This window comes from Streptomyces sp. NBC_00878 (genome assembly GCF_026341515.1).
In the GTDB taxonomy this organism is placed as follows: Bacteria; Actinomycetota; Actinomycetes; order Streptomycetales; family Streptomycetaceae; genus Streptomyces.
This window is the reverse complement of the sequence record NZ_JAPEOK010000001.1, coordinates 6370319-6384511: the sequence shown is the minus strand read 5'-3', so window position 1 is coordinate 6384511 and position 14193 is coordinate 6370319. Positions and strand designations below refer to the sequence as shown.

The 14193-nt window shown below is 69.8% G+C and carries 8 protein-coding genes, 3 pseudogenes and 1 riboswitch; of the genes and pseudogenes, 6 read left to right on the top strand and 5 right to left on the bottom strand.

Annotated elements, in window-relative coordinates:
• Positions 1-144: 144 nt before the first annotated feature.
• Both OHA11_RS27575 and OHA11_RS27570 read right to left on the bottom strand, forming a co-directional pair.
• On the bottom strand, positions 145-1170 hold the full coding sequence (locus OHA11_RS27575; RefSeq protein WP_266500840.1) for a CHRD domain-containing protein: 1026 nt from the start codon (positions 1168-1170) through the stop codon (positions 145-147).
• A 174-nt stretch (positions 1171-1344) separates the two neighbouring features.
• On the bottom strand, positions 1345-2355 hold the full coding sequence (locus OHA11_RS27570) for a polyprenyl synthetase family protein (protein ID WP_266500838.1): 1011 nt from the start codon (positions 2353-2355) through the stop codon (positions 1345-1347).
• A gap of 342 nt (positions 2356-2697) precedes the next feature.
• On the opposite strand from OHA11_RS27570, the pseudogene OHA11_RS27565 reads away from it, so the two are divergent.
• The 3 genes and pseudogenes from OHA11_RS27565 to OHA11_RS27555 all read left to right on the top strand — a co-directional run bounded on the left by OHA11_RS27565 (position 2698) and on the right by OHA11_RS27555 (position 7545).
• Positions 2698-4219: pseudogene (locus OHA11_RS27565) on the top strand (peptide MFS transporter).
• A gap of 28 nt (positions 4220-4247) precedes the next feature.
• The gene (locus OHA11_RS27560) at positions 4248-6242 is read left to right on the top strand and encodes a CocE/NonD family hydrolase (RefSeq protein ID WP_266500836.1); all 1995 of its coding nucleotides are present in this window, start codon (positions 4248-4250) and stop codon (positions 6240-6242) included.
• A 421-nt stretch (positions 6243-6663) separates the two neighbouring features.
• Positions 6664-6826, top strand: a riboswitch (cyclic di-AMP (ydaO/yuaA leader).
• A gap of 5 nt (positions 6827-6831) precedes the next feature.
• A complete protein-coding gene (locus OHA11_RS27555) occupies positions 6832-7545 on the top strand; it encodes a LysM peptidoglycan-binding domain-containing protein (RefSeq protein WP_266500834.1) in 714 nt (237 codons plus the stop codon).
• Positions 7546-7566: 21 nt separating this feature from the next.
• Here the strand turns inward: OHA11_RS27555 and OHA11_RS27550 are convergent, their stop codons facing one another.
• The 3 genes from OHA11_RS27550 to OHA11_RS27540 form a co-directional block, all read right to left on the bottom strand.
• Positions 7567-8466 carry an HAD family hydrolase gene (locus tag OHA11_RS27550; RefSeq protein ID WP_266500830.1) on the bottom strand — a complete coding sequence of 300 codons (900 nt, stop codon included), beginning with the start codon at positions 8464-8466 and terminating at the stop codon, positions 7567-7569.
• A gap of 351 nt (positions 8467-8817) precedes the next feature.
• Positions 8818-10044, bottom strand: a complete 1227-nt coding sequence (locus tag OHA11_RS27545) for an FAD-dependent oxidoreductase (protein WP_266500827.1) — start codon at positions 10042-10044, stop codon at positions 8818-8820.
• Positions 10045-10206: 162 nt separating this feature from the next.
• Positions 10207-11451, bottom strand: coding sequence for an ATP-grasp domain-containing protein (locus OHA11_RS27540; RefSeq protein ID WP_266500825.1), 1245 nt, complete (start codon positions 11449-11451; stop codon positions 10207-10209).
• Positions 11452-11664: 213 nt separating this feature from the next.
• Between OHA11_RS27540 and fahA the strand changes: the two genes are divergently transcribed.
• The 3 genes and pseudogenes from fahA to OHA11_RS27525 all read left to right on the top strand — a co-directional run.
• Positions 11665-12912 carry a fumarylacetoacetase gene (gene fahA / locus OHA11_RS27535; protein ID WP_266500823.1) on the top strand — a complete coding sequence of 416 codons (1248 nt, stop codon included), beginning with the start codon at positions 11665-11667 and terminating at the stop codon, positions 12910-12912.
• A 449-nt stretch (positions 12913-13361) separates the two neighbouring features.
• Positions 13362-13839: pseudogene (locus OHA11_RS27530) on the top strand (GntR family transcriptional regulator); the annotation flags it as partial.
• Positions 13808-14107, top strand: a pseudogene (locus OHA11_RS27525) (hypothetical protein); the annotation flags it as partial. The pseudogenes OHA11_RS27530 and OHA11_RS27525, both read left to right, overlap by 32 nt.
• Between the last annotated feature and the right edge of the window lie 86 nt (positions 14108-14193).

The window sequence follows — 14193 nt, the reverse complement described above, 5'->3', positions numbered from 1 at the left end:
CAGATCCGAGTGGGTCGCTTCCGGATCCGGTGGATCAGCCGGTGGTCAGCGGGCTGTCCACCGCATCCGTTCATCAGCCTCACCGGCTTACCAGCCCCATCGGCTCAGCAGCCCACCGGTTCACCGGCCCACCAGCTCTCTGGCTCACCGGTTCACGAACACGTAGTCCGCCCCGTACGGCACTCCCACGATCTTGCCCACCTTGCAGGACCCGGCCGGAGCCACCCCGCCCACGGTGTTCAGCCGCAGGATCTCCGCGGTGTGCGCGAGCTGCCCCCGGTGCTTGCCGGACTGCGTGGCCCTGAGATCCAGTTCGGGGATGTTCTTGTCGCCGTTCGGGGTCTTGGAGATCACCGCACCGGTGACCGCGCTGCGGTCGACCGCGATCCACTGCGGCGTACCCGAGTTGGGCTTCACGAACGAGTGCGCGATGGGACCGCCGAGCACGGCGAGCACGTCACGCTGGGCGAAGCCCGTGGTGCCGTCGGCCGCCTTCTTGCACTCGTAGATCTGCTTGCCCTTGATGACGGACGCCTGGAAGTTGTTCAGCGCGTGCCGGAAGTCGAAGTTCGTCGTGACCTTGTGGAGCTGGCCGCGGACGGCTCCGCCCGGGAACTCGGCGGTGTGCAGATTGGCGTAGAAGCTGCCCGGGTCGGCCTTCAGCCTGCTGAGCAGGGCGGCGTCCTTGACCTTGACCGTGCCGGTGACCGTGCGGCCCTTGGCGTTGTCCAGCAGCTTGGTGAAGTCGACCTTGATACCGCCGTTGACCCCCTTGGCGCCCTGGTGGATGTGGAGCAGGGTCGGCTTGCCGGTGCCGCGCCACTTGACGGCGACGGACACCTTGTCCCCCTTGACCTTGACGAACTCGAGCGCCGCGCCGTCCTTGTCACCGACGGCGGGGCCGCCCTGCACCGGCACCTCGTTGGCACCGTTCAGGCTCGCGGCGAGGATGGTGCCGCCGCTGCCGCCGGCGAGAGCGCCGCTCTGTACCTCGATGGACTGATCCCCGTGCCCCGAGTGGCCCGCGCTCGCGCTGGAACCCTTTCCGGCGCTCCCGCTGTCGGCGACCGCCGGGATGACGGCGGCGGCGACTCCGGCCGCGGTGGCCACCGCGACGCCGGTCATGACGAGGCTCTTACGACGCTGTGCGAACGCAACAATCGTCCCCATGATTCTTTTTTCTCCCCGTAGTTCCACTGACACCCCCTGCGTCAGCTTCTGTGAATGAACTACGGAACGGATCCTAGATTGGACTCATTCCAGGGTCGTGACCTGTGTCACACACTGGAGTGCCTTGCGGGAGAATCCCGAGGGGATCTTGCGGAAGACGGCCAGACGCGCAGGTCAGCCCGCCCGGTGCACCACCGCGTCGCACAGCTCCACCAGTGCGGTCTTCGCTTCGCACTCCGGGAGCGGTGCCAGCGTGGCGCGGGCGTCCTCCGCGTACCGCACGGTGTCACGGCGGGCGTGGTCCAGGGCGGGGTGCACGCGCAGCCTGGCCAGCGCCTCCGCGTGCCGCGCGTCGTCCGACAGGTCCGAGGCGAGCAGCTCGGACAGTGCGATGTCCTCGGCGAGCCCCAGCCGTTCCACGCGCTCACGCAGCCGCAGCACCGGCATCGTCGGGATGCCTTCGCGCAGGTCGGTGCCCGGCGTCTTGCCGGACTCGTGCGAGTCGCTGGCGATGTCCAGCACGTCGTCGGCGAGCTGGAAGGCGACGCCGAGCCGCTCGCCGTACTGCGTCAGCACGTCGACGACCGTCTCGTCGGCGCCCGACATCATCGCGCCGAATCGTCCCGCCACGGCGATCAGCGAGCCGGTCTTGCCGCTGAGCACGTCCATGTAGTGGTCGATCGGGTCGCGCCCGTCGCGCGGGCCCGCCGTCTCCAGGATCTGGCCGGTGACCAGCCTCTCGAACGCCTCCGCCTGGACGCGTACGGCCTCGGGGCCGAGGTCGGCCAGTATGTGCGAGGCGCGGGCGAAGAGGAAGTCGCCGGTGAGGACCGCGACCGAGTTGCCCCAGCGGATGTTGGCGCTGGGCACGCCGCGGCGCACCTCCCCCTCGTCCATCACGTCGTCGTGGTAAAGCGTGGCGAGGTGGGTCAGCTCGACGACCACGGCCGAGGGCACGACACCCGGCGCGAACGGGTCACCGAACTGTGCGGCGAGCGTCACGAGCAGCGGCCGGAACCGCTTGCCGCCGGCGCGCACGAGGTGCTGCGCGGCCTCCGTGATGAACGGGACCTCACTCTTCGTGGCTTCGAGCAGTCCCTCCTCGACAGCCGCCAATCCGGCCTGGACATCGGCTTCGAGAGCCTGGTCCCGCACGCTCAGCCCGAACGGCCCGACGACGGTCACGAGGGTCTCCTGTCTGCTGATGCTCTCAACGGCGGTGTCCGGATGCTCTGAGTGTGCCGGGTGCTGCGGATGTTGTGAGTGTTTGTCGATGTGTCGCTGCTCGCACTCAAGTCAGCGTATCCGGTCGCCTTTCGATCACAACGAGCGCCCGCCCGTCACCTGCTATCACCCTGCCTGACACGCTCCGCGTGCCCCCTTTTACCCCCTCGTTCCAGCCGGGCGGTATCCGATCACGGAAGGTATGTTCTTGATCTTCAGATATCACCGATACGGCCGATCCATGTGATACGTCCTGAAAGCGAGCGACTTTTCAGGAAGTGATGCCCCTTGTCCCGCGACACGATCGAAGCCGACCCCGACCCCGACCCGGAACCCTGGGGCCCGCCCTCGGACCTTGCGGCCGACCACTCCTTCTTCGGGCAGCCCAGGGGCCTGCTGACCCTCTCGGGCCTGGAGGTCTGGGAGCGGTTCTCGTTCCTGGGGATGCAGGCGATCCTCGTCCTGTACTTCGCGGACACGGTGGCCCACGGCGGCATGGGCATGTCCGCCGGAACGGCCGCGTCCGTCTCGGCCGCGTACGGAACGCTGGTCTATCTGGTCTCGGTGGCCGGCGGCCGGCTGGCCGACCGCATCCTCGGCTCGTACCGGGCGGTCCTGTGGGGCGGCGTCCTGATCGCCTGCGGTCACTACGCCATGGCGGTGCCCACCGCGGGTGACCTGGGCGGGACTCGGCCTGATCAGCGCGGGCACGGGCCTGCTGAAGCCGAACGTCGCCACCATGGTCGGCAAGCTCTACCGCACCGACGACGACCGCCGCGACGCCGGTTTCGCCGTGTACTACATGGCGATCAACATCGGCGCCTTCGCGGGGCCGCTGATCACCGGCCGGCTCGGCGACCACCAGGGCTGGCACTGGGGCTTCTCGGCGGCCGCGGTCGGTATGACCCTCGGCCTGATCCAGTACGTCACGGGCCGCCGTCACCTGGCCGGACGAACGAACGCGGCCGGACGCAGAAACGCGGCCGAATTCGCGCTGCCGCCGGCGTCGATGCGCAGGGCGGTTCGTCTGATCGCCCTGGGCCTGGTGGCGGCCGTCCTCGCGGTCCTGCTGACGGCCGCCGGATGGCTGACCATGGGCCGCTTCGTGGACCTGCTGACCCTGATCTCGGTGATCGCGCCGGTGGTCTACTTCGCGGTGATGTTCAGGAGCGCCCGGGTGGCGCCCGAGGAGCGCGGCCGACTGCGCCCGTACATCGTGCTGTTCCTGGCCTCCACGGTCTTCAACTTCATCCTCTTCCAGGCGTACTCGACGATGATGCTGCTGGCCGCGTCGAACGCCGAGACGACGATCCTCGGCTTCGACTTCCCCGCCAGCTGGTACGCGTCCGCCCTGGGCGCCTTCGAGGTGGCGCTCGCCCCGGTCGTGGCCGCGCTGTGGGTCCGGATGGGGCACAGCCAGCCGCACGCCTCCAACAAGATCGCGTTCGGGGTGGTGCTGGGAGGCCTGTCCTTCCTCCTGATGGTGCTGCCGACCTCGGGCCACGACAACGGGGACTACCTGATGTCCGCCTGGTGGATCGTCGGCTCGTACTTCCTGCTGGGGCTCGGCGACATCCTCCTGGAGACCTCCGGCATGTCGGCCACCACGAAGCTCGCCCCGCGGGCTTTCGCCAGCCAGACGATGTCCCTCTGGTTCCTCTCGCTGGCCCTCGCCAACGGCATCCAGGCCCAGACCGTGAAGCTCTACGACGACGTCTCCAAGCCCGCCTACTTCGGCGTCAACGGCGCGATCGCGGTCGCCGCGGGCCTGCTCGTGATCGCCGCCGCGCCCTGGCTGCGCCGCACGATGCACCCGGTTCACTGAGACTCCAGAAGCCCTTGAGGTCACCGCCATGCGCATCCGTACGTCCTTTCCCTACGAGACGACTCACCACGACCTCCGCGTCCCCCTCCCGGACGGAACCAGGCTCTACGCGCGCGTGTGGCGCCCGCTCACCGACGAACCCGTACCGGCCCTGCTCGAATACCTCCCCTACCGCCTGACCGACTGGACGGCGCCGCGCGACCGGCAGCGTCATCCCTGGTACGCCGGGCACGGCTATGCCTCCGTACGCGTGGACGTCCGTGGGCACGGCAACTCCGAGGGGCTGCCGGGCGACGAGTACTCGGCGACCGAGCTGGCCGACGGGGTCGAGGTCGTCAACTGGCTCGCCGCCCAGCCCTGGTGCTCCGGCAAGGTCGGCATGTTCGGCATCTCCTGGGGCGGCTTCAACTCCCTCCAGATCGCGGCCCTCGCGCCCGAACCGCTCAAGGCGGTCGTCGCGGTCTGCTCGACGGACGACCGCTATGACAACGATGTGCACTACATGGGTGGTTCCGTACTCGCCGTCGACATGCACGCGTGGGCGGCGACGATGCTCGCGTTCGTCTCCCGCCCGCCGGATCCGGTGTACGTGGGCGAGGTCTGGCACGACCTGTGGATCAAACGACTGGAGACCGTCGATCCGTTCCTGCACACCTGGCTGGAGCACCAGACGAGGGACGACCACTGGCGCCACGGCAGCGTGTGCGAGGACTACTCGGCGATCCGGGCGGCGGTGCTCACGGTCGGCGGCTGGCACGACCCGTACCGGGACGCGGTCCTGCGCCTCGTGGAACACCTCCCGGCGGACCGCGTACGGGGGATCATCGGGCCGTGGTCGCACCAGTACCCCGACCGGGGGCTGCCGCCCGGCCCGGCGATCGGCTTCCTCCAGGAGACGCTGCGGTGGTGGGACCACTGGCTCAAGGGCACGGAGACCGGGATCATGTCGGAGCCGCTCCTGCGCTCGTACGTCAGCGACTCCCACCCGCCCGCGACGGTGTACCCGGCACTGCCGGGCCGCTGGGTCGGCGATCCGGCCTGGCCCTCTCCCCTGGTGGCCCCGGTGACGTACGCCCTCAAGGGTGAGCCCGTGGTGGTGCGGTCGCCTCAGCACACGGGGCTGGACGCGGGCCGCTTCTTTCCCTTCGGCAACGACGCGGACCTGCCGCCCGACCAGCGGGACGAGGACGCGAAGTCGGCGTGCTTCGACTTCGAGGTCCCTGAGGAGATCTGGGTGCTGGGCCGCCCGCGCGTGCGGTTGAGGCTCACTACGGAGGCGACGCGAGGACAAGTAGTGGCCCGAATCTGCGACGTGGCCCCCGACGGCTCCTCGACCCTCGTCACCCGAGGGGCCCTGAACCTGTCATCCCGTCATGGCCGTGACCAGGTGATCCCCTGGAAACCCGGCTCTACGGAGGACGTGGTTCTCGACCTGAACGCCATCGGCCACGCCATCCCTGCGGGCCATCGCATCCGTCTCGCCGTCTCCTCCGCGTACTGGCCGTGGATCTGGCCCCAGCCAGGTTCGGAGGCGGGCTTCACCCTCACCCCTTCGGGGAGCGTGCTGGAACTCCCGCTCCGCGCACAGGAGTCGGACCCGTCCATCTCCTTCGAGGAACCGGAGCAGGCGGAGCCCATGGGGGTGAACTTCCCCGCGACACTGGACGAGCCGCGCCCCGAACGCCTCGTCATCCGCGATGTCGCCAAGGGCGAGTGGCGTCTGGAGGTGGACCCGCGGTACGGCGGAACCCGGGTGTATCCCGACGGCCTCGAATTCACCGAAGAGGCCCTGGACACATACACGATCGACGAGTCGGACCCGTTGTCGGCCCGCGCCCGATCGGACTGGTTCATCCGTCTGCACCGACCGGATCTGCCGTGGGACGCGAGCGTCGAATCGCACTCCGAAACCACCTGCGACGAGGCGGACTTCACCACCGCGAACGAAGTGATCTGCAAGGACGGCGACGAAGTCGTGTTCCACCGCACCTGGGAGAAAAGGATTCCACGGACGGCGGGGTGAACTCGCACGTTCCCCGAATGATCGCGAACGCGCACCAACACGCGCGAACACGTATCCGGGCCACATAGCCGCGGGCTTCGTCGACACGTCGGCACCTTTACGGACAAGTAGCACCTTATGTGGACCGGGTGGACACCAAGGGTGCGCCCGACTTGCCCGTATTACGCACCTGTTGCACTTAATCCCCCACCTGCGCCAGTGAATTGGGTCACGTCCATTCGGGACCGCCACTGCGCCGGGTCGACCGATTCTCCTTTGCGTAAGGCAAGTTGAACTTCACCTTCCGGATGGATCAAGAATTACCCTCCAGCCTGAACGGGCAAATGGCATCTCCGTGTGAATTCAGGGCTTGTTCACGACATGTGCTCTCGCATACGTTCACGGCACTCCGGATGGACCGCCTAATCCTGCCGCCGCCCGGAGATCCCACTCACTCATTCACTCGCGTACGGCAGGAGCGGGGGACCCAGATAAGTCGCCGGTCCGGATTCCGGAACGGCTCGGGGTGAAGCCGCGTGCAGCATGCGGCCGGGCATCTCCCGCCCGAACCCGACAGCTCACCTCGCAGGCGCCGGAGAGGAAAAGCGCCATGCCCGCACAAGGTAAGCACCGCCGTACCAGACTGAATGCCCTCACTCGCGGAATCGTCGCCGCGGGAACCGGCGGAGCCGCACTCGCGCTCCCCCTCTTGGGAGCGACCGGCGCCCACGCCGCACAGCCGGCGCAGGCCGCGCAGGTCGCGTCGGCCGAAGTCCCGCAGGTCTCGCTCATCACGTACAAGGTCGTCGCGGGCGACACCCTGTCCAAGATCGCGAGGAAGTACCCGTCGAGCGGTGACTGGAAGCAGCTGTACCAGGCCAACCGCGCGGTCATCGGCGACGACCCGTCGCACATCCGCCCGGGGCTCACGCTGACGGTCGGCACCAAGACAGCCAAGGCGACCACCGCGTCCACCGTCACCCAGGCCGCCGCGAAGACGTACACGAACGACCTCGACGGCTGGATCAAGGAGGCGCTGGACGTCATGGCCCAGCACGGAATCCCGGGGTCGTACGACGGCATCTACCGCAACATCATGCGCGAGTCCTCGGGCAACCCGCAGGCCATCAACAACTGGGACTCCAACGCCGCGGCCGGTACGCCGTCGAAGGGGCTCCTCCAGGTCATCGACCCGACCTTCAGCGCGTACCACGTGCCCGGCACCTCGATGGACCCCTTCGACCCGGTCGCCAACATCACGGCGGCGTGCAACTACGCCGCCGCGAGGTACGGCTCGATCGACAACGTCTTCGGGGCCTACTGAGCCGGGCCTACTGAGCCGGGCCTACGGGGCCGGGATCGCCGAGGCGGGACTACTTGAGCTGGGACGGTTGAACGGGGCCCAGTGGGCGAGGCGTACGGCGGGCGGGGTCCAGGGACGGGAGAAGAGGCGCTCCAGTACCACCGCGATCCCGTCCTCCTCGTTCGACAGGGTCACCTCGTCGGCCACCGCCTTGAGTTCGGGGTGGGCGTTGGCCATCGCGACGCCGTGGGCCGCCCAGTCGAACATCGGGATGTCGTTCGGCATGTCCCCGAAGGCGATCGTGACGGCGGGGGTGAGGCCGAGGTGTTCGGCCGCCAGGGCGAGACCCGTCGCCTTGGTCACGCCACATGGCTGGAGTTCGACGGTGCCGGGGCCGGACATCGTGACCGTGGCGAGGGAACCGACCGCTCCGCGCGCCGCGGACGCCAACGCGTCGTCGGACAACAGGGGATGACGCAGCAGCACCTTGCTGATGGGTTCCGTCCAGAGGTCGTCGCGACGCAGGACGCGCACCGCCGGGAGCGTCGGGTGCGGCATCTCGTACCCGGGCTCGATGAGCGTGAGTCCGTCGACACCGTCCTGGTCGACCGCGGCGTACACGTCCCCGACCTCCGCCTCGATCTTGCCGAGTGCCGTCTCGGCCAGCTCGCGGTCGAGGGTGACCGACCACACCATGCGGTGGGCGCCTGCGTCGTACAGCTGCGCCCCCTGCCCGCACACCGCCAGGCCCTGACTGCCCAGTTCATCGAGCAGCGGCCGGACGCGCGGGGCCGGGCGCCCCGTGACCACGAGATGCCTGGCACCTCTCGCAACCGCCATCGCCAGCGCGGCGCGTGACCGGTCCGAGAGAGTGTCGTCGCCTCGCAGCAATGTCCCGTCCAGGTCAGTGGCGATGAGTGAATATGCAATCGGTGCGGCCATGATCAGAGAATACGGATCGAACGCCCCAACGACTCGACGGGAACCGGACGTCGTCCGGTATCTCGTCAGGCACACGGGTCGCCGCTCGCCCCTTCCGTTGGCCTTTGGGAGGTAAATCGCAGGCGAAAGGGGACAGTTGAGGCCGCTCCCGACCCGCCCGGATGCAGGAGGAGTTGCTCGGCGCGGGCGGCCGCGCACGCGCCCTGCCTTGCCTCACTCACCTCGCCTTTGGTTTCGTTTGATTCCGTTCACTGGCTTCATTCGTCGGTTTGGTTCGTCGGTTTCGTTCGTTGGTTTCGTTCGTTGGTTTCGTTCGCTTCGCTTCCATCGTTTCGTTTCGCTTCGCTTCGTTCAGCCGTGCGCCCGCGTCAGATGCCCGACCAACCGCGGTGAGGCGAACTCCGTTCCGCACACGAACCGCATCACCGGCCCGTACGAAGCCGCCGCCGGCAGCCCCGTGAAGTACAGCCCGGCCACGGAGGACCTGAACCCGGCGCCCAGCTTCGGTGTCCCCCGGCTCACCGCCAGCTCCGTACGCAGTTCGTGCCCGAGGAAGTCCATCGCGGCGAGGTCTACGCGGTATCCGGTCGCGGCCACGACGTGGTCCGCGGAGAGCTCCTCGATCCGCCCGCCGAGGGTCTGGACGGCGAGGGCCGGGCGGCCGGCCACCGATCCGGAGCGGACGATCCGAGACACCTCGCTCACCTGCACCTTCCCCTCGAACCGCGCCCGCAGCCACCAGGCTCCGAGCGGGCCGAGCACGCGGCGGACGAGGAAGTGCCGGACCTGCGGGGGCAGATGGCGGTACGGGTGGGGGTAGTAGCTAAGTGCCCACAACGACCAGGCCCGGCCGAAGGGTGACTCGGGGCGCAGCCTCGGCTGACTCCAGGGGGGCGCGCCGAAGGCGACCGATCCCTCACCGCGCGCCACTACGCGCACCTGTGCGCCTGCCTCCGCCGCGAGCGCCGCCGTCTCCAGGGCGGACTGACCCGCGCCTACGACGATCAGCTCCTTGCCGGAGAACCGGGACAGGTCATGGAGCTGCGAGCTGTGCGAGACGGGCCCCGTGGGGGTCGGTCCGTCGGGCGCGGCCGCGGCCAGTTCGGGCGGCAGATGGGCCAGCCCGGACAGACCGGTCGCGACGACGACCGCCCGCGCGGTGAACAACTCCCCCGAGTCCAGCTTGAGTTCGAAGCCCCCCGAGCCCTGGCGACCGCCGCGCGGCCCCGGCAGCCGGTCGACCGAGACGACCCGCACCCGCTCCAGTTCCGGCACGAGCTTCTGCTGGAACCACTCCCCGTACGCGACGAACGTCTCGACCGGCACGATGTCCTCGTCCGTGACGAGTCGGCGTATGCCGGCCGCGTCGCAGTAGTCGACGAGGTCGTGCCCACGCTGCGGGGCGTCGATGTTCGAGGCGGCCGGGGTCGACTTCAGAAGCATCCCCTCGGGCATGTGCTCACGCCAGCTCACCATGGGCTCACCAAACACCCGTACCGGAATGCCGCGCGCTCGCAGATGCGCGGCGGTCGACAGGCCGAACGGCCCGGCACCGATCACTGCCACCGGCTCCATCACGAAGTCCCCTCCCCAGGACGCTGCTTCATCACTTCGTGGTCCACACCAAAAGATGTGCGATGTGCTGCTGGTTCGTCGTTCAGCCGACTCGTCTCACTGCCGGCTCGTCATAGGTACTGCTCATAGGTACTGCTCGTTCGTGGTCGGACAGGCCATCAGCCCTCAGCCCGCGTTCGCGCGGGCGCTCCGGCGGTTGGTCCGCCACAGCTGGTACACGTGCTTCACGCCGGGTCGTACGAAACGCGCGAGCATGGTGAAGAACGGACGCAGGTCGTCCGCCGCCAGCCACGCCAGTTCCGTGCCGCTCGCGCGGGCGGGGGCGTGCGGTGTCGTGTAGCCGCTGCGGCGGTACGCGAGCAGGGCGGGCAGGTCGATGTTCTCCACGATGTAACGCCGGCCCGCGAGCTGTTCCCCCTCCGGAACGGTGCGGCCGGTCAGGTCCAGATGCATGGCGCGGACGACGTCGATCCCCGACTCGTTCTCGAAGAGCCGGAACTGCGCGCCCATCCGCGGGTTGAAGTCGAGCAGTTTGTACTGGCCGTCGCGCCGGTCGAAGCGCAGGTCGAGGTCGATGACGCCACTGAAGCCGATCTGTTTGATGAAACGCGCGGCGATGTCCGCGAGTTCCGGATTGTCGACCACGTACGCGTTCGCCGTCATCCCCGCGTGCGGCGGCCAGGAGCGGACCTTGACGCCGGTGAACATCGCGAGCGGCGTCGAGTCCGCGTCGAAGTACGCGTGCACGATCCAGTCCTCGGCGTCCTCCCTGGGCAGGTACTCCTGGAGGATCACGCCGGGGTGCTCGCCCCAGTCCCGCGCGAGCGCGAGCAGCCCTTCGCGGGTCGCGATCCGGGTCGTCCCGTTCACGGCCGGTCGTGCGCGGCGTACGAACGCCTCGCGGTTCTTGGCCACGAGCGGGAACCTCGCCTTCGCCGCGAAGTCCTCGATCTCCTCGTACGACTCCGGGAAAGCGGACTCCGGGCTGGGTATGCCGTGCTCCAGGCAAAGTTCGTGCAGGCCCTGCTTGCTGGCGAGGCGGCGCGGAAGCCCGGCGTCCACGCGCGGAAACAGGAAGCGGCCCGCGAGCTCCGCCTGGTGCTCGGCGATCAGCACCGCGGCCTCCTCGTCCGTCGGGATGAGCACGGTGGGGCGGCCGATCCGGCGCCCCACGCGCAGCAGTCCCTCGACGAGCCGCTCCGGCCGTTCCGTCCCCGTGGTCGGCCAGACGAACGCGCGCCGCAGATGCCGCGAGACCGCGGCGGGCGTGTATCGGTCCTCCGTAATGGCGTACATCGGCACGCCCAGGCGCCCGAGGCTGCGGATCGCGCCCACTCCGCCGTGGTGCAGCGGGTAGTCGCCGAACTTCACGATCAGCCCCGGAACATCCCGGTCCGCGCCGAATGGCACGCCTGCGAAACGTCTGGCCACGGGTCCCCCCACGTGTCCCCCTCTACCGGACCCGGACCCACCCCGTCCGCGCCCCCCGAAGGACGCTAAGCCGGAATCAACTACTCCGACCCCACCCTTAATCGGACATTGCGAACTCTTTAGACACTGCCCAAGAGCGCCGACTGCCCCGTAACGTGTGCTGCACCCACACGGAAAGCGAGGCAGCACCCGATGCCCCCCTTCGATGTCACCGAGGGCGATCCCTTTGGCCCGCACAATCTTCCGTACGGCGTGTTCTCCCTTGGCGGGTCCGACAGCGGGCCCGTCAGCGGCTCCGGCCGTCGGAGCGTGGGTGTCCGGCTGGGCGACCATGTCCTGGACGCGGGGGCCGCGGCCGTGGAACTCGGCTCCCCGTACGCCGCGCTGCTCGCCCGTCCCTCGCTGAACCCACTGCTCGCGGCCGGCCGTACGGCGTGGTCGGACGTGCGGCGCGCGATCACGGCGTGGGTGACGGTGCCCGCCCACCGCGAGACGATCGCACCCCTGCTGCATCCGCTCTCCGAGGTGACACTCCACCTCCCCTTCGAGGTCGCCGACTACGTCGACTTCTACGCCTCCGAGAACCACGCCCGTAACGTCGGCCAGATGTTCCGCCCCGACGCCGCGGACTCCCTCACCCCCAACTGGAAGCATCTGCCGATCGGTTACCACGGCCGGTCGGGCACCGTCGTGGTCTCCGGGACCGAGGTCGTACGCCCGTCGGGCCAGCGCAAGGGCCCGGCCGACCCGGCGCCGGTCTTCGGCCCGTCCGTCCGGCTGGACATCGAGGCGGAGGTCGGCTTCGTGGTCGGTACGCCCTCCTCGATGGGCACGGCCGTCCCGCTGAGCGACTTCCGCGACCACGTCTTCGGGCTCTGCCTCCTCAACGACTGGTCCGCGCGCGACCTCCAGGCCTGGGAGTACGTCCCTCTCGGCCCCTTCCTCGGCAAGTCCTTCGCCACCTCGGTGTCGGCCTGGATCACGCCGCTCGACGCCCTGGAGGACGCCCGGGTCGCGCCCCCGACACGTACGCATCCGCTGCTGCCGTATCTGGACGACGCCGACGACGCCTCGGACGACCCCGGCGGCTACGACCTGCGCATCTCCGTCGCCATCAACGGCCACGTCGTCTCCGAGCCGCCCTTCTCGACCATGTACTGGACGGCCGCCCAGCAGTTGGCCCACATGACCGTGAACGGCGCGTCGCTGCGCACGGGCGATCTGTACGGGTCGGGCACCGTGAGCGGGCCCGCCGCCGACGAGCGGGGCTCCCTCCTGGAGCTGACCTGGAACGGCCGCGACACCCTCGAACTGCCGGACGGCAAGCGGACGTTCCTGGAGGACGGTGACGTGGTGACCCTGACGGCGTGGGCACCGGGACCGGACGGGACGCGGGTGGGCCTGGGCGAGGTGACGGGCCGGATCGCACCGGGCACGTAGGCGCCGCCTGTCCACCGCCCATCCGCCGCCGCCCATCCCCGGTCGGGCGCCTCCCGCCGGGCGCCGCCCGCCGCTCGTCGGCTGTCCGTCCGCCGTGCCCCCGCGTCCCCGGGGACCTGTCTCCCTGCCACCGCGTCCCCTGGTCCTGGCCACCCCGTCCCGGGCGGCGGCCCTACCTGCCCTCGGGTGGGGCTGGCCCGGCCATCCGTCCCCGGCCGCTGCGGCCCGTACGTAGGCGAGGGCGACGGCCGTTCCAACGGGGCCCGGCATGGGCACCCCCGGTGGGGGCGGTCGATCCGACGGCGGCGGCCCGGCGGGGCTGTCCAGCATCGGCAGCAGGGCAGCAACGGCCCAGCGGGAGCAGCCCAGCGGAGGCGGCCACTCCGGCGGGAGCGGACCGGCGGAGCCAGCCACTCCGGCGCGAGAGGTCCCGCGGAGGCGGCCACTTGGTCGTCGTCGCCGAGAAGTATCCGCACGGACTCGACCGGCTGATGGGACTCGCGGAGACCCTGCGCGAACACGGCCGGGTCAGCAACGAGGTCCGTACCGTGGGCCCGGTCGCCGCACCGGCCCCGGTCGCCGAGCGGCTGCGCGTGCCCGTGGGCGCCGACGTCCTCTACATCGAGCGGCTGCGGCGGCTGAACGGCCTCCCGCTCTCCCTCGACCTCACCTACATCCCACTCGACCTCGGCACCGCCCTGCTCGGCGCCGACCTGGAGAACACCGACGTCTTCCGCCTCCTGGAAGCCATCACCGGGCAGCAGCTCGGGCACGCCGAGATCACCCTGGAGGCCGTCAACGCGGACGCGCGCTCCGCGACCGTGCTGCAGGGCTCCACGCGGCTCGGCCGTCCTCATGCTGGAACGCCTCACGCATCTCGCCGACGGCCGCCCCGTCGACCGCCGCCACCGCGCTGTCCGCGGCTGACGCCGAGTTGGCCGTACCGGCCCTCGCCAAGGCGCTGGCCGACCCGAACGCGGACGTCCGCAAGGCCGCCGTCCTGGCACTCGTCCGACATACGCAGCCAACCGAGTTCGGCGAGCACGGCGAACTCTCGGAAGGCGGGACAGGCGGGGACGCTTCGCTGGCCTCCACCGCGACGGCCGTCGCCGCGGCCCGCGAGGCCCTCGCCACGGCCGCGACCGACTCCGACGCCGACGCCGACGTCAGGGCGTACGCGTCACGCGCTCTGTGACACGCACGCGGTGCCCTGCGCCTGGGCGAACGCCACCCACGATCCTCGCCCCCGCCGCCCCTACCCTTCCCGTCCCTGGGGGCTCC

Coding starts and splice junctions, on each gene's coding strand:
- OHA11_RS27575 (WP_266500840.1), bottom strand. CDS start 1,170: ATGGGGACGATTGTTGCGTTCGCACAGCGTCGTAAGAGCCTCGTCATG.
- OHA11_RS27560 (WP_266500836.1), top strand. CDS start 4,248: ATGCGCATCCGTACGTCCTTTCCCTACGAGACGACTCACCACGACCTC.
- OHA11_RS27555 (WP_266500834.1), top strand. CDS start 6,832: ATGCCCGCACAAGGTAAGCACCGCCGTACCAGACTGAATGCCCTCACT.
- OHA11_RS27550 (WP_266500830.1), bottom strand. CDS start 8,466: ATGGCCGCACCGATTGCATATTCACTCATCGCCACTGACCTGGACGGG.
- fahA (WP_266500823.1), top strand. CDS start 11,665: ATGCCCCCCTTCGATGTCACCGAGGGCGATCCCTTTGGCCCGCACAAT.